Genomic DNA, 15,229 nt, shown 5'->3' with positions numbered 1-15,229 from the left:
GATTGGACAAACCCGTCAATGGCAACGTGCGACTGCTCCCGGCGTCACACCATATTTCTTCCGGAACTCCCGGTAGAAGTAGGATAGGTCGTTGAAGCCGACATCATAGGCAATGGCGGCGATGCCGCTCAGCTGCGCGTCCCGGGGCGTTGCCAGCCGCGTCTTGGCGAGATCCAGCCGCCGATTGAGAAGCCGGTGGCGCGGCGTTTCGCCGAGCGGTTGGAAATGGCGTTGCAGCATGCGTTCCGACACGTTCAACCGTCGCGCCAGTTCACTGGCACCGAAGTCGGGATCGGCGCAATGCCGGTCGATCATCGTCAACGCCCGCGACAGAAGGGTTTCCGCCGATCGGACATCGCCGTTCCTTTTGCTCCCCCTGAGGTAGGCGCCCAGCAGGCACAGGAAGGCCTCGCTGAGTTGCTGCGCGACGGATGGCTCTTCCAGCAGCTTGGCGATCACCGCCCGCATGGCCAGCCACAAGGGATCATTCCGGCTGATGGCGACGCCACCCGTGCAGGCCTGGCCAAACCGATGCAGCATCTCCTCGCGCGGCATGTGAATGGAAATCTGGTTCGACCGTGCACCGTCATAGACGAAGGAGGATGGCTTGACGGAATCGACAAGGAACATGTCGCCGATTGCAAGGTCTGTCGATCGTTCGCCCTGTTCGACGCGGCAATGGCCCTCGTCCTGGATCAGCAGGAACAGATGCTCGCCCGGGTCCTGCCGGATCGCGCGCGCCCCGCGTTGGACATGGCGTGCATCGAGCGCGACGATCGCCGTATCGAAGAAACCGACACGGCGCGTGGCGACATCCCCGGCCACCAAGCCGGCACGCGTCATCGGCTCCAGATCGAAGGCGCCGCAGGTTTTGCGGATTTCGGCCTGCAAGAGTTCCACCGCCATTGGCCTGTGGGTCGGCGTCATCAACGGCTGCATCGTTCCCTCCCTAGAGCAAAGTGCGATTTCTTCTAATTGCACTTTCTCTCTATCGCTTTGTTTTGACGCGTTTTCTTCATCTAAAAGTTCAGGAACTTTCTGGAAAACGCTTTAGTATTTGCGGAATGCTCTGTTCTTGTTTTTCAGCTTCGCTCTTCCATCGCCCCAGCCCAATTGCCGGCAACGACCGCACGCCTGAGAAGGCCGCATGGTGGCTCTGCAAGACCTGCCGCCGCCAGGCGGTCGAGAGCCGCACCAACATCGGACAGGCCACGACGTTCGGCATAGTGCATCGGGCCGCCCCGCCACCGTGGAAAGCCGTAGCCATGGATCTCGACCAGATCGATGTCCGAGGCTCTGAGCGCGATCCCTTCCTCCAGGATCTTTGCCGCCTCATTCACCATCGGCAAGACGATACAGTCGGCCACTTCGCCATCACTCCATTGTTGCTGGCTCCAACCCTTGGCCTCCTCTGCGACGACATCGTCAACCGTTCTCGACGGCTGAGGCGTGCGCGTACCCTCGGAATAATCATACCAGCCACCGCCCGTCTTCTGGCCAAACCGCTCCATGGCACAAAGCCTGTCTGCGATGGGTGCGAAGGGGGCCTCCCCCCTGGCGCGAGCCGCGCGGCGCTGAAAGGCAGCGATGTCCAGGCCGCCAAGATCCTGCGCCTCGAAGGGGCCCATGGGCAGCCCGAAGACACGCATGGCGGCATCCACCATCTGGGGCGTCGTACCGGACAGGAGAAGCCGCTCGGCTTGGGCGCGCATGACTTTCAAGATCCTGTTGCCGATGAAACCGTCGCAGATGCCGGCCCGCACGGGGATCTTGCCCAGCACGCGTGCCAGGGCAAAGCCGGTGGCCAACACTGCAGGCGCCGTCGCATTCGTCGGCACGATTTCCAGGAGCTTCATGACATGGGCCGGGCTGAAGAAGTGCAGCCCCAGGAACCGCTCCGGCTCGGCAATGCCGTCTGCTATTCTTTCGGGATCGAGATAAGAGGTGTTGGTTGCAAGCACGGCATTCGCGCGGCAGACGCGTGCGAGTTCGAAGAAGACCCTGCGCTTGACGTCGAGATCTTCGAACACGGCCTCCACGACGAGGTCGACATCGGCAAGAGCGGCGTAGTCCGTCGTGCCCGTCACCCCAGCAAGCCTTTCAGCCGCAGCTTCCGGGGTGATCCGGCCACGTTTGGCCGAGCTGTCGAAGATCGCGCGAAGATTGGCAAGGCCGCGTTCGACCGCCGGGTCGTCACGTTCGACCAGCGTGACGGGATGACCGGCATCGCGAAACGCGGCTGCAATACCTGCCCCCATCGTCCCGCCCCCGATAACGGCCACGGAGCGGATCGTACGGGGCGAAATGCCGTTCAGCTGTGGAGGACGCGGCGCCGCTCGCTCGGCGAAGAAGACATGTCTGAGCGCAGCGGCCTGTGTCGAACCGCGAAGTTCGAGAAAGGTCTCCCGTTCGAACGCCATTGCCCGGTCGAAATCCACCTCCGTGGCCCTCCTCACGCAGGCGAGTGCGCGAAGCGGTGCATCTTCACGTTTAGCGCGAGCACCGACGGCTCCTGCCGCCGTTTCCCAGAAGTCCTCGTCGACGGCCCGCACAGCTCGCTCGCGAAGTGGGAGCGGCAAGGATTGCTGTACTGCTGTTCGGGCAAAGTCGACGGCGCCGCTTTCGAGATCTCCGTCGATGATCGCATCGACCAGGCCCTGCTGGCATGCCTTCGGCGCAGCGACCGGGGTTCCGGTCGTGACCATATCGACAGCGAACGCCGGATCAATCACACGCGGAAGGCGGACTGTGCCGCCGGCGCCCGGCACGATGCCGAGCCGCACCTCGGGCAATCCCAGGCTCGCGGGAGCGGAAGCTACCCGAAAGCGGCAGCCGAGCGCGACCTCCAGCCCTCCTCCGAGTGCACTGCCGTGAATCGCCGCGACCCAGGGCTTGGATGCGGCTTCGATCCGCGCAACGAGGTCCGGCAGATGTGGCGGAAGCGGAGGCTTGCCGAATTCGCCGACGTCCGCACCGGCAATGAAGGTGCGCCCCGCACAGATCAGAACAACCGCCCGCACCGCACCGTCAGCGTCCAGCGCTTCGGCGGCTTGCCATAGATCCTGGCGTAGCCTCTGAGAGAGAGCATTCACGGGAGGATTGTCGACTGTGACGATGGCAATCTCGCCATCGCGCGTGATGGATACGGTCATCGGCTGGATCCAAGGTGAGTATAACGAATTCGCACATCGACGATCTGCCTACCGACTGATCCATCGGGCAACCAAGCATGGTACGGTCGTTGTCTGCGGTCGTGCACTTTTGCAAGAGCGCGGACAACGGTGTTCGATCCACTGTCACGGACCGGCGGACCACCGCCTCTATCCAGACCGCGAAGGCCCCTGCCCTTCGAAATTTCGGGACCGCCGCGATCCTGCCCCGCGTCCAAGGCCCTGCCGCGCATAGGTCGGCAGCGGTCAAACCAGGCGTTCATCACATTGTCCTCCCGAGACGCAGCTTTATAATTGACCGGCCGGTCGGTATATGCAAGAGTTTTGTGAACCGCCGCTCGTTACGGTGGAACTGGAGGAAACATGGTTGCATCGGACACCGTCCTGGTGGCGTTTGGCGATGGCGTCCTGCGTCTGACGCTCAACCGGCCGGACAAGCTCAACGCCTTCAATGAGGAGATGCATCGGGCGCTGCGCGCCGGCTTCGAGCGGGCCCATGAGGATGCCTCGGTTCGCGCCGTGCTGCTCACCGGTGCCGGCCGTGGCTTCTGCGCCGGGCAGGATCTCGGCGATCGCGATCCACGCAAAGGCGGCGCGCCTCCTGATCTCGGACAAACCATCGAGGTCTACTACAACCCATTGGTCCGCCTCATTCGCAGCCTTGAGAAGCCGGTGATCTGCGCCGTCAATGGCGTGGCAGCCGGCGCGGGCGCAAATATCGCCTTCGCCTGCGACATTACGATAGCCGCGCGTTCGGCGCGGTTCATCCAGGCCTTTGCGAAGATCGGTCTCATCCCGGACTCGGGCGGAACGTGGAACCTGCCACGCCTGCTCGGAGAGGCTCGCGCCAAGGCACTGGCGCTGACAGCCGAACCGCTGGACGCGCAAACGGCAGCGAGTTGGGGCCTGATCTGGAGGGTGTGCGATGACGACGCATTGTTCGACGAGGCGGTCGCCCTCGCAAGCAGGCTGGCAGCAGGGCCGACGAAAGGCCTGGGCATGACCAAGCGCGCAATTCAGGCGGCGGCAACCAATTCGCTGCACCAACAATTGGAACTGGAACGCGACCTCCAGCGTGAGGCCGGGCATAGCGCCGACTATGCCGAAGGCGTTGCCGCATTCTTGGAAAAACGCAAGCCGGAGTTCCAAGGACAATGACAACAGCGGATGTTTCGACGGCACAGGAACTCGCCAAAGCCTGTGCCGATGCCATGTGGGAAGAAGACGCCGCGACCCGTCACCTCGGCATTGCGATGGAACGCGTGGCACCGGGCATGGCGGTGCTGTCGATGACGGTTCGTCCTGAAATGACGAATGGCCACCGAACCTGCCACGGCGGCTATATTTTTGCGCTGGCCGACTCCACCTTTGCCTTTGCCTGCAACAGCTACGATCAGCGCACCGTCGCTCAACACTGTTCGATTACCTACATTGCGCCCGCCTTTGCCGGAGATTGCTTGACGGCAACGGCGCGCGAGGTTTCGCGCCGGGGACGCAGTGGCATCTACGACATCAACATCACCAACCAAAACGGCGACCATATCGCCGAATTTCGCGGCCATTCGCGCACCATCAAGGGCACCCTGTTGCCAGGGCGGGAATAGGCCTGCGGTCGAAATTCTCGGAGGAAACGACAAATGGAAGACCTGGCCCCTCGTCCCGGCGATCTTGACGCCATCGAGACTGCCTCGCGTGACGAGATCACCGCCCTTCAGCTCAGACGCCTGAAGTCGACGCTCGACCATGCCTACCGGAATTCGCCTCACTACAAAGCCACCTTCGCCGCGGCTGGCGTTCATCCCGACGATCTGAAAACGCTGGCGGATCTGTCGAAGTTTCCCTTCACGGTCAAGAAGGATCTGCGCGACACCTATCCTTTCGGCATGTTCGCGGTTCCACGCGAGAGACTGGCACGCATTCATGGCTCCTCCGGTACGACCGGAAAACCAACGATTGTCGGCTACACCGCAAATGACATCGAGATGTGGGCCACCTGCGTGGCGCGATCGATCCGCGCGGGCGGCGGACGGGCCGGCGATATCTGCCATGTCGCCTATGGCTACGGCCTGTTCACCGGCGGCCTCGGCGCACATTATGGCGCCGAGAGACTGGGCTGCACCGTCGTGCCGATTTCCGGCGGCATGACCGAACGCCAGGTCACCTTGATCCAGGACTTCAAGCCACGGATCATCATGGTGACGCCATCCTATATGTTGTCGATTCTCGAGGAGTTTCGGCGCCAGGGCCTCGACCCGCGCTCGTCCTCGCTCGCTGTCGGCATTTTCGGCGCGGAACCATGGACGAATGCCATGCGTAAGGAGATCGAACAGGACTTCGACATGCATGCCGTCGACATCTACGGTCTTTCAGAGGTGGTCGGCCCCGGTGTCGCCAGCGAATGTGTGGAAACCAAGGATGGCCTGCACGTCTGGGAAGATCATTTCTACCCGGAAATCATCGACCCGGAAACCGGCGAGGTATTGCCGGATGGCGAGATCGGAGAACTGGTCTTTACATCGCTCACCAAGGAAGCGCTGCCGATCATCCGCTATCGGACGCGTGACCTGACCCGGCTTCTGCCCGGCACGGCTCGATCGATGCGCCGCATCGAGAAGATCACCGGCCGCTGCGACGACATGATGATCCTGCGCGGCGTCAATGTCTTTCCGACCCAGATCGAGGAGCAATTGCTGAAATGTACCGGGTTGGCCCCGCAATTCCTGATCGAGCTGACACGCAAGGGCCGCATGGACGAAATGGTCATTCATGTCGAAGCGATGCCGCAGGCAGCCAATTCCGACGCCCGGCTGGCCGCGGCGAAGGATCTGGCACACCGTATCAAGAGCGTGGTCGGCGTCAGCACGAAAATCCTGGTTGGCGATCCAAACTCCCTCCAGCGTTCGGAAGGCAAGGCTAAACGCGTGATCGACAACAGGCCGAGGGAATAAGGCCGCTGGATTGGCTCATTCTTTGAAACGACTGAACGGCACGGGTGGGCTGGCCCGATAGCCAGACTTGCATCGCCCGACAAAAGCATGGTCGATGTTCACGAAGGAGGAGGAGCACATCGACGACATTGATTCGGCGGAATAGAACGTCGGCAGCGATTGCAGGTGAAGGATACGAGACATGGCGCGAACAAGGGCGGCCGATTTCGACGACAAGCGCCGCAGCATTCTTGAAAGCGCAGCTGCCGTCTTCGCCAAGCTCGGCATGGAGCGAGCGTCGATGGCGCAGATCGCCCAGGAAAACAATGTCTCCAAGGCGTTGCTCTACCATTACTATCCGAGCAAGGAGTTGCTGATCTTCGACATCGGTCGCACCCATCTCGTCGAACTCGAGGCCTCGATCAGCAAGACCGACGATCCGGCCTTGGAGCCGCGCCAGCGTCTTCGCAATCTGATCGGCAGCGTCCTGGAGAACTACCGGTCAGCTGCGGATTTTCATCAAGTGCTTCTCAATGCGACGGGATCGCTGCCCGAAAGGCAGCGTGCGGAACTCCAGCAGATGGAGCGCCGTATCGTGAAAGCCTTTTCGGACGTGCTGATCGAAATCAATCCGGCGTTGGCGAAGAGCAAAGCGGGCGTCACGCCGGTTACCATGTCCCTCTTCGGTATTTTGAATTGGGTCTATACTTGGTTCAAACCGAGTGGAGCGCTGAACCGCGACGGCTATGCCGACATGGTCACCACGCTCTTTCTGAACGGCGCAGAGTCGCTTGGCCGCTAAGGCATCGACGAGGCGAGAAGCGATTTCGAAGCCACCTCTTCGCCCCTGCGCATTACACCTGCCTGCTCGAACTCGATCTCACAGGGTCTTGGCTACCATGGTCAGCACATCATATTGGGCGACCACCTCTGCATCCTGGTTCGATACCATGCAATCCCAGCGCACTTCGCCATAATCTTCGGTCTGGCGAGGATTGATCTGCTTGCAGGTCAAGGTCACCCGCAGCGTGTCCCCCGGATTGACCGGCTTGAGGAAACGCAGACTGTCGACGCCATAATTGGCGAGTACCGGTCCCGGCGCCGGATCGACGAAAAGGCCCGCCGCGAAGGACACGATCAGATAACCATGTGCCACGCGCCCGTCGAAGAAGGGATTGGCCTTGGCAGCGGCCTCATCCATATGGGCATAGAAGGTATCGCCGGTGAAACTGGCGAAATGCTCGATGTCCTCCAACGTTACGGTACGGGCAGCTGTGACCACCTGGTCGCCGATTTCCAATTCAGCCAGCGATTTGCGGAACGGGTGAACACTGTCCTGCTTCACCTTGGCGCCCTGCATCCAGCGGCCGGTCACTTCGGAAAGCAGCCAGGGGGCCGCCTGCACGGCGGTACGCTGCATATAGTGCTTAACAGAACGCATGCCGCCGAGTTCCTCGCCGCCACCGGCGCGTCCGGGTCCGCCATGCACCAGCCCAGGCAATGGCGAACCGTGACCCGTCGAGGATTTGGCGCTGGCCCGATTGCCGATCAGCAGGCGGCCGTGCCACGGCCCCAGCGCCTGTACGGCCTCGCGTGCGAATACGGGATCGTTGGTGAATACCGAGGCAACCAAGCTGCCCTTGCCGCGCCGCGCCAGCGCGGCCGCATCCTCGATGGTCTCGTAGGGCATGATCGTGCTGACGGGGCCGAACGCTTCTACATCGTGAACCGCCTGCGCCGAGGCCGGCTTGTCACAATAGAGCAGCACCGGATTGAGGAAGGCGCCGGCCTCGGCGTCACCCGATACGATGGTCGGCCGGTCGGGATCGCCGATGACGATCTCGGCATCGCGCTGCAGGTCCTTGATGCGCTGGCGCACCTCGTCGCGCTGTGCCAAGCTCGCGAGGGGGCCCATCCTGGCCGTATCCTCGGCCGGATTGCCAACGGCCGTCTTCACCAACCTGTCGCCCAGCGCCTTGACCAGTGCCTCGACACTGCGGTGCGGCGCGAACACGCGGCGGATCGCCGTGCATTTCTGGCCGGCTTTCACCGTCATTTCGCGTGCGACCTCCTTCACGAACAGGTCGAATTCCTCGGTGCCGGCCACGGCATCGGGGCCGAGGATCGCGGCATTGAGAGAATCCGCCTCCATGGTGAAGCGTACCGAATTTTCCACGATCGAAGGATGCGACCTCAGCTTTCGGCCGGTCGCTGCCGAGCCGGTAAACGTCACGACGTCCTGGCAGTCGACATGATCGAGGAGATCTCCAACCGAGCCGCTGATCAGTTGCAGCGCGCCTTCCGGCAGGATGTTCAGGGCGATGATACGGCGCACCATCAGTTCAGTCAGATAGGCGGTCTGGCTGGCTGGCTTGATGATCGCCGGCATGCCGGCGAGCAGGGTCGGTGCGAGCTTTTCGAGCATGCCCCAGCATGGGAAGTTGAAGGCATTGATGTGAATCGCCACGCCTTCCAGCGGCGTCAGGATGTGCTGGCCGGAGAAGCTATTGTCACGCGACAGGGCTTCCACCTCCCCATCAATGAGCGTGCGCGCATTCGGCAGCTCGCGCCGGCCCTTGGAGGCGTAGGATAGCAGCGTGCCGATGCCGCCCTCGATGTCGATCCAGCTATCGGTACGGGTCGCGCCGGTTGCGGTCGACAGTGCGTAGAATTCTTCCTTGGTTTCCATCAGCGCCTGCCCGAGCGCCTTCAGCATCAGGGCCCGTTCATGGAAGCTCATCTTGCGCAGGGCCGGCCCGCCGGTGCGGCGGCCGTGATCGAGCATGGCCTTCATGTCGAGGCCGCTGGCATCGATATGGGCAACCACGTTGCCGGTCGCTGCGTCGAGCAGCGCCACCGCCTTGCCGGCGCCGCGCACCCATTGCCCCGCAACATAGGACTCCAGTTGTCGGCTCGTGATCACGGGTGCGTTCATCGCAATTACTCTTCGGTTTGGGGGCGAATGCGAAAGGTCGATCGGAGGGCGCTCAGGCCAATCCGATGTCATGGAGCAGGACGCTCACCTGGCGCTCCCACTCGCTGGCGAGGTCGGGATTGCCCGTGCGGCGCAAGCCAAATTTCTTCTGCGTTTCGAAATGCGCGGAAGTCCCGCTGCCGAAGCTCGCCGCGACGCGCGGTCTCCAATAGGCGATCGAGGCCTCGACCGCCGGTCTGGCGGATCGGTCCTCCAGGATCTTGCGCAAGCCTTCCTCGCCAAGTTCCATGTGCCGGCGCTCTCGCGGCGCGACGGTGCGGAAGATCTCTGCCAGCGGCTGATAGGACAGTCTCGAAAACTCACCGAGCTGGATGACCACGGCGCGGCCCATCAGCACGTTCATCACCACCGCATCGGTCCAGCCTTGCAGCGGATAGTGCAACACGGCAAGCCGCATGTCCGAACCATGACGCGCGGCCCCCAGATCCCTGTCGGGCGCCACGCGCTCGGTCCAGGGATGGTGGTTGGCATAGCGCGAGACGTCGGCACCGAACTCGCCCATGATCTCCAGCACGCGCTCGGCATGATCGAGTTTCTCCAGCACGATGCGCGAGGCGGCAATGCGCTCCTTGATGCCCGGCCCTAGATTGACGACATCGGCGAAACCCGCGGCCCCGGCCAGCTCGCTGTCGACGAAGGTCGCCATCAATCTGAGCAACTCGCCACGATAACGCGGCGGCGCGTTTTCAGGCGTCGTCAGCATGCCGCCCTGCGCCAGATAACTCTCCAGCGGCATGGGGGCGGCGACGTCGGCTGGCTCATTGGTCATAGCTCACCACCACATTGTCGCTAAGGGGGAAGCATTGACAGGTGAGCACATAGCCGCGCCGCACTTCGTAGTCTTCGAGAGCATGATTGGTTTCCATTTCGACCTCACCCTCGAGCACCATCGCCCGGCACGTCGAGCAGACCCCTGCCTTGCAGGCATAGGGTGCGTCGAGATTGGCGCCCAGCGCCGCATCGAGAATGGTCTGGCCCTTCTTCGGCATCTCGATCACGCGGGTCGAGCCGTCGAGCGTGATCGTGGCCTTGCAGGTCTCCGCCCTGGCGCCATCGGCTGCGGCCTTGACGGTAGGCGCCGCCCGACGCGGAGCCGAGGCGAACAGTTCGAACTTGATCTGGTCATCGCGCAGCCCGTGCTCGCGCAGCGATGCGGCGATGGCCAGCATCATCGGCTCGGGTCCGCAGATGAAGGTCATGTCGACGCTGTCGATGTCGATCCAGCTCTTGAATAGCCGGATACATTTGTCAGCGTCGATGCGGCCGGAAAAGAGGTCGATGTCCTGCGCCTCGCTTTCCAGCACATGGATCACGTTGAACCGCCCGAGATGCATGCTTTTGATGTCCTCGAGTTCCTCTCGGAACATGATCGAATTGATCGAGCGGTTGCCATAAATCAGTGTGAAGCGAGACCTGGGTTCGCGCGCCAGCGTCGTCTTGATGAGCGACAGCACCGGCGTGATGCCGCTCCCGCCGGCAAAGCCGAGATAATGTCGCCCGCATTCGGGCTGCAGCGGCACGTGGAAGGCACCCATCGGCGGCATCGCCTCCAGCGTGTCGCCGGGCTTCAGACCCTCATTGGCCCAGGTGGAGAAGGCGCCGCCGTCCACACGCTTGATGCCGACCTTGAGCACACCCTCGTCCTTGCCAGCGCAGATGGAGTAGGAGCGGCGTAGTTCCTCACCGTCGAAAGAGCGGCGAAAGGTCAGATATTGGCCTTGGGTGAAATCGAACGCCGCCCGATGCTCTTCGGGAGGTACGAGTGTGACCACCACCGCATCACGTGTCTCGCGGCGGACGTCGGCGACTTTGAGTGACAGGAAGCGGGCCATCGGTCCCTCAAATGCTCTTGAAATAGTCGAAGGGTTCGAGACATTCGGTGCAGCGGAAATGCGCCTTGCACGGCGTCGAGCCGAATTGGCTGATACGTTCCGTCCGTGTGGAGCCACAGCGTGGGCACGAGACCTCGCGAGGCTGCAGCGATCCTGCACACGCCGCTGTTCCCTCGACGGGCGGCGCAATGCCGTAGGCCGACAGCTTGTCTCGGCCTTCGGTGCTGATCCAGGCCGTCGTCCAGGCTGGCGAAAGCTGGCGCTTGAGCCGGAGCCTGGCGATACCTCTCGCGCGCAGATGGCGGTCGATCTCGAAATTGATGACACTGGTCGCCGGGCAGCCGGAATAGGTTGGCGTCACGGTCACTTCCAGTGTGTCGCCAGCCCAGGCCACCTGGCGGATGATGCCGAGATCGGTCAGCGAGATCACCGGGATCTCGGGGTCGGGAATTTCCGAAAGCCACGACCAGACACGCGCCTCGGACGGGTGAACCGGTTCGCCCGTTCCGGACGCCGCGTCGTAACGGGCCGCGGGCACGACCGGCATGGGGTGTGGTTCAGGCATCGCCGCACCTCACCAATTCGCGCCGGGATAGGCGCGCTGCAGGAACTGCATTTCAGCCAGGATGTAGCCCAGATGCTCGGAGTGCACGCCGCGCTTGCCACCCTTCTGGGCGTATGACTTCTCTGGCGCCTTCAGCGTCGCGTCGGCGAGCGTGCGGCCCACATGCTGATCCCAGGCCGCGCGCAGCGATTCCGGCGCCGGTGCGACGCCGTTCGATGCCAGCTCTTCGTCAACCGCGTCACTCAGGAACATCTCGCCGGCATAGGGCCATAGGACATCGAGCGCGGACTGCATGCGCGCATGGCTTTCTTCGGTGCCATCCCCCAGACGCACCACCAGGTCGGCGCTGCGGTCGAGATGATAGGTGGCTTCCTTGGAGGCCTTTTCGGCGATCTCGGCGACCCGCTTGTCGCTCGACGTCATCAGCGCCTTCAGCATCGGCAAGTGCCAGGCATCGAACAGATATTGCCGCATGATGGTGCGGCCGAAATCGCCGTTCGGCTGCTCGACCAGCAGCAGGTTGCGGTAGGCCGACGCGTCGCGCAGATAGGCCAGAGTATCGGGCGTGCGGCCCTTGCCTTCGGCCTCTGCGGCCAAGCCCAGCCAGAGCTGCGTCTGGCCGATCAGATCGAGCGCCGTGTTGGCCAGCGCGATATCTTCCTCGAGCGCGGGCGAATGACCGCACCATTCGGAATTGCGGTGTCCGAGGATCAGGCAGGTGTCGCCCATCCTGAGCGCAAACTCGGCCAGCACCGGCAAGTCGGAGGAAACGTGCGCCATCACATATGCCCCACTTCATCCGGCACGTCGAAGAAGGTCGGGTGCCGATAGACTTTCGAATTGGCGGGATCGAATAGCGGACCTTTCTCGGAGGGCGCGCTGGCGACGACGTCGGAGGAACGCACCACCCAGATGCTGATGCCCTCGTTGCGGCGGGTATAGACGTCGCGCGCATTGTGGATCGCCATTTCGGCGTCGGGCGCGTGAAGGCTTCCGACATGCCGGTGGTTCAGACCGTGCTGACCGCGGATGAAGACTTCCCACAAAGGCCATTCCTTGGACATTTGGGTCACTCCTATTGACGAGTTGCCGACGTCATTGGTGATCATTCCGCCGCGATCTTGGCGGTCTGCCGGCGTTGCGCCTGCTTGTCTGCATGGGCCGTCAATCCGTCGCGGAACCAGGCGCCGTCGTCCCAAGCCTTACGGCGCGCCTCCAGGCGCTCCCGGTTGCACGGGCCGTTGCCGGCAATGATTTCAAAGAATTCGTTCCAGTCCGGCTCGCCGAAATCGTAGCCGCCCTTCTCCTCGTTCCATACGAGCTTGGGATCGGGGATGGTCAGGCCGAGGAACCTGGCCTGCGGCACGGTCTGGTCGACGAATTTCTGGCGCAGTTCGTCATTGGAATCCTGCTTGATGTTCCAGGCCATCGACTGCGCCGAATGCACCGAATCCGTGTCGGAAGGACCAAACATCATCAACGATGGCCACCACCAACGGTTCAGCGCATCCTGCGCCATCGCCTTCTGCTCCGGCGTGCCCTTGCACAATACCGCAAGGATGTCGAAGCCTTGGCGCTGGTGGAAGCTCTCTTCCTTGCAGATGCGGACCATGGCGCGCGCGTAGGGCCCGTAGGAGCAGCGCTGCAGCGGCACCTGGTTCATGATCGCCGCGCCGTCCACGAGCCAGCCGACGGCGCCGATGTCGGCCCAGGTCAGTGTCGGGTAGTTGAAGATCGAGGAGTATTTGGCCTTGCCGGAATGCAGTTGCTCATACATCTCGTCGCGGCTGACGCCGAGGGTCTCGGCGGCGCAGTAGAGATAGAGCCCGTGGCCGGCCTCATCCTGTACCTTGGCGAGCAGGATCGCCTTGCGCTCCAGTGTCGGCGCGCGGGTAATCCAATTTCCCTCCGGCAACTGGCCGACGATCTCCGAATGGGCGTGCTGGCTGATCTGGCGCACGAGCGTCTTGCGGTAACCCTCCGGCATCCACTCCTTCGGCTCGATCTTCTGGCCGGCATTGATGCGCTCCTGAAAGGCGCGCTCGACCGGATCCATCTCGTCGAGGGCGAGGACTCGCGCGGCATCGGTCTTGACCATCTGTGCGTACATCGCGTCGCCTCCCTTTCTACGATCCGCGCGTCAGACGCGCTCGAGGATCAATGCAATGCCCTGGCCCACACCGACACACATCGTGCACAGCGCATAACGTCCGCCGGTGCGCTGCAACTGCCAAGACGCCGTGGTTGCCAACCGGGCACCACTGGCGCCCAGCGGATGGCCGATGGCGATGGCGCCGCCATTCGGGTTCACATGAGGGGCATCATCTGGCAAACCGAGTTCGCGCAGCACGGCCAATGACTGGGCGGCAAATGCTTCGTTGAGCTCGACCAGGTCGATCTGTCCGAGCGTCAGGCCAGCCGTTGCGAGCGCCTTGCGCACGGCGGGTACCGGACCGATGCCCATGATACGGGGAGGCACACCGGCGGCAGCCATCGCAACGACGCGGGCGCGCGGCGCCAGGCCATTTGCCTTGGCGGCCGCTTCACTGGCGATGATCAGCGCCGCGGCACCATCATTGACGCCCGAAGCGTTACCGGCCGTTACCGAAAGATCGGGACCGTTGACGCCTCTCAGCTTGGCGAGCTGCTCGATTGTCCCATCGGGGCGTGGGTGTTCGTCGCGCTCGACCGCGATCGGGTCCCCCTTCTTCTGCGGCAGGCGAACCGGAACAAGCTCGTCGGCAAACCGACCCGCGATCTGCGCCGCGGCCCAGCGCTGCTGGCTGCGGAGCGCGAACATGTCCTGGTCCGCACGCGATACGCCGAAATCTGCGGCAACGTTGTCGGCGGTCTCAGGCATGGAATCGACGCCATGCACCTTCTTCATGTTCGGATTGATAAAACGCCAGCCGATCGTGGTGTCGTAGACCGCGTTGGCACGCGAAAAGGCGGTATCCGCTTTCGGCATGACGAAGGGCGCGCGCGACATGCTTTCCACGCCGCCGGCAATCATCAGACTGCAGTCCCCGGCCCGAATGGAGCGTGCGGCCAGTCCCACTGCATCGAGCCCTGAGCCACAAAGCCGGTTGACGGTTGTGCCTGGAACATCGACGGGCATGCCGGAAAGAAGCACTGCCATGCGCGCAACATTGCGATTGTCCTCGCCCGCCTGATTGGCGCAGCCCAGGATAACGTCGTCGACAGCGGACCAATCCACACCATCATTGCGCTGCATCAACGCAGCCAGCGGAATCGCGGCCAGGTCGTCGGCGCGCACGCCCGCCAGCGCTCCGCCATATCGGCCAAACGGCGTACGAACGGCATCGCAGATGAAAGCGTCAGGCATCGCCCCTCCGTGGTCCGGTGCATCTTAAATAATTTACCGACCGGCCGGTTATGTAATTACACCTTTTCCTGATCGAGTCAATCAGGACCGTCACCTCAGGGGCGGTCGCTGTAAGGCCGGGATGATGTCCATATCCCATGCGACCTCACCATCTCCCGCCCGCTTTTGCTCGACATACCGTTTGGCTGTTTCAGTGGCTCAGCTCGAACCATCGCAACACCGAAGAACGTATGGCGGAGCGCAGATGCGACACTTTCTGTGAAAACGTCTGTCGCCGGGTCACCGATTTCGGGCCGCAATGAAGTCGATCAAGTCGCACTCATTCGGAAAATGCCACCCGATATCGGAAGATGGCAGTCGGCGAGTGGCGGCTACTCTGGTGGCTTCCTTCGTT

The 15,229-nt window shown here is 62.7% G+C and carries 14 protein-coding genes; 4 read left to right on the top strand and 10 right to left on the bottom strand.

Translation table 11 applies throughout. The features are described from left to right. Positions 1 to 15: 15 nt before the first annotated feature. Together ACR9ZN_RS01400 and ACR9ZN_RS01395 are read right to left on the bottom strand one after the other, a co-directional pair. Positions 16 to 939: a helix-turn-helix domain-containing protein gene (locus tag ACR9ZN_RS01400; RefSeq protein WP_441774091.1), complete on the bottom strand. Its 924-nt coding sequence runs from the start codon at positions 937 to 939 to the stop codon at positions 16 to 18. 143 nt (positions 940 to 1,082) lie between these two features. Next, positions 1,083 to 3,152, bottom strand: a complete 2,070-nt coding sequence (locus tag ACR9ZN_RS01395; RefSeq protein ID WP_481271116.1) for a 3-hydroxyacyl-CoA dehydrogenase NAD-binding domain-containing protein — start codon at positions 3,150 to 3,152, stop codon at positions 1,083 to 1,085. 381 nt (positions 3,153 to 3,533) lie between these two features. Here ACR9ZN_RS01395 and paaG point away from each other — a divergent pair, with 381 nt between their 5' ends. From paaG to ACR9ZN_RS01375, 4 genes are all read left to right on the top strand, one after another. Continuing rightward, positions 3,534 to 4,328 carry a 2-(1,2-epoxy-1,2-dihydrophenyl)acetyl-CoA isomerase PaaG gene (paaG, locus tag ACR9ZN_RS01390; RefSeq protein WP_481271115.1) on the top strand — a complete coding sequence of 265 codons (795 nt, stop codon included), beginning with the start codon at positions 3,534 to 3,536 and terminating at the stop codon, positions 4,326 to 4,328. Further along, positions 4,325 to 4,774, top strand: coding sequence for a hydroxyphenylacetyl-CoA thioesterase PaaI (gene paaI / locus ACR9ZN_RS01385; protein ID WP_454818463.1), 450 nt, complete (start codon positions 4,325 to 4,327; stop codon positions 4,772 to 4,774). The genes paaG and paaI overlap by 4 nt, the downstream gene beginning before the upstream one ends. Before the next feature lie 33 nt (positions 4,775 to 4,807). Next, complete coding sequence (gene paaK / locus ACR9ZN_RS01380; protein WP_441774095.1) at positions 4,808 to 6,118, top strand: phenylacetate--CoA ligase PaaK; 1,311 nt, start codon at positions 4,808 to 4,810, stop codon at positions 6,116 to 6,118. Positions 6,119 to 6,299: 181 nt separating this feature from the next. After that, on the top strand, positions 6,300 to 6,899 hold the full coding sequence (locus tag ACR9ZN_RS01375) for a TetR/AcrR family transcriptional regulator (protein WP_441774096.1): 600 nt from the start codon (positions 6,300 to 6,302) through the stop codon (positions 6,897 to 6,899). 78 nt (positions 6,900 to 6,977) lie between these two features. Here ACR9ZN_RS01375 and paaZ read toward each other — a convergent pair whose 3' ends face one another. From paaZ to pcaF, 8 genes are read right to left on the bottom strand one after another with little or no spacing between them, the layout of a single operon-like run. Further along, on the bottom strand, positions 6,978 to 9,032 hold the full coding sequence (gene paaZ, locus ACR9ZN_RS01370; RefSeq protein ID WP_481271114.1) for a phenylacetic acid degradation bifunctional protein PaaZ: 2,055 nt from the start codon (positions 9,030 to 9,032) through the stop codon (positions 6,978 to 6,980). A 52-nt stretch (positions 9,033 to 9,084) separates the two neighbouring features. Then, positions 9,085 to 9,861, bottom strand: coding sequence for a Phenylacetic acid catabolic protein (locus ACR9ZN_RS01365; RefSeq protein ID WP_481271113.1), 777 nt, complete (start codon positions 9,859 to 9,861; stop codon positions 9,085 to 9,087). Beyond that, entirely contained in the window at positions 9,851 to 10,924 is a 1,074-nt protein-coding gene (gene paaE / locus ACR9ZN_RS01360) for a 1,2-phenylacetyl-CoA epoxidase subunit PaaE (RefSeq protein ID WP_454818469.1), read from the bottom strand. Before paaE ends, ACR9ZN_RS01365 begins: the two co-directional genes overlap by 11 nt. Before the next feature lie 7 nt (positions 10,925 to 10,931). Continuing rightward, positions 10,932 to 11,471 carry a 1,2-phenylacetyl-CoA epoxidase subunit PaaD gene (paaD, locus tag ACR9ZN_RS01355; RefSeq protein ID WP_481271932.1) on the bottom strand — a complete coding sequence of 180 codons (540 nt, stop codon included), beginning with the start codon at positions 11,469 to 11,471 and terminating at the stop codon, positions 10,932 to 10,934. A gap of 27 nt (positions 11,472 to 11,498) precedes the next feature. Further along, on the bottom strand, positions 11,499 to 12,269 hold the full coding sequence (paaC, locus tag ACR9ZN_RS01350; protein ID WP_454818471.1) for a 1,2-phenylacetyl-CoA epoxidase subunit PaaC: 771 nt from the start codon (positions 12,267 to 12,269) through the stop codon (positions 11,499 to 11,501). Next, entirely contained in the window at positions 12,269 to 12,553 is a 285-nt protein-coding gene (gene paaB / locus ACR9ZN_RS01345; RefSeq protein ID WP_434961140.1) for a 1,2-phenylacetyl-CoA epoxidase subunit PaaB, read from the bottom strand. Before paaB ends, paaC begins: the two co-directional genes overlap by 1 nt. Positions 12,554 to 12,594: 41 nt before the next feature. Further along, entirely contained in the window at positions 12,595 to 13,599 is a 1,005-nt protein-coding gene (paaA, locus tag ACR9ZN_RS01340; protein WP_454818473.1) for a 1,2-phenylacetyl-CoA epoxidase subunit PaaA, read from the bottom strand. A 30-nt stretch (positions 13,600 to 13,629) separates the two neighbouring features. Continuing rightward, positions 13,630 to 14,835, bottom strand: coding sequence for a 3-oxoadipyl-CoA thiolase (gene pcaF, locus ACR9ZN_RS01335; protein ID WP_454818475.1), 1,206 nt, complete (start codon positions 14,833 to 14,835; stop codon positions 13,630 to 13,632). Positions 14,836 to 15,229: the final 394 nt, after the last annotated feature.

The organism is Labrys sp. HAY1-8F, from assembly GCF_056754975.1.
Note: the sequence above shows the minus strand (reverse complement) of the source record. Positions and strands in the feature narration are given on the sequence as shown.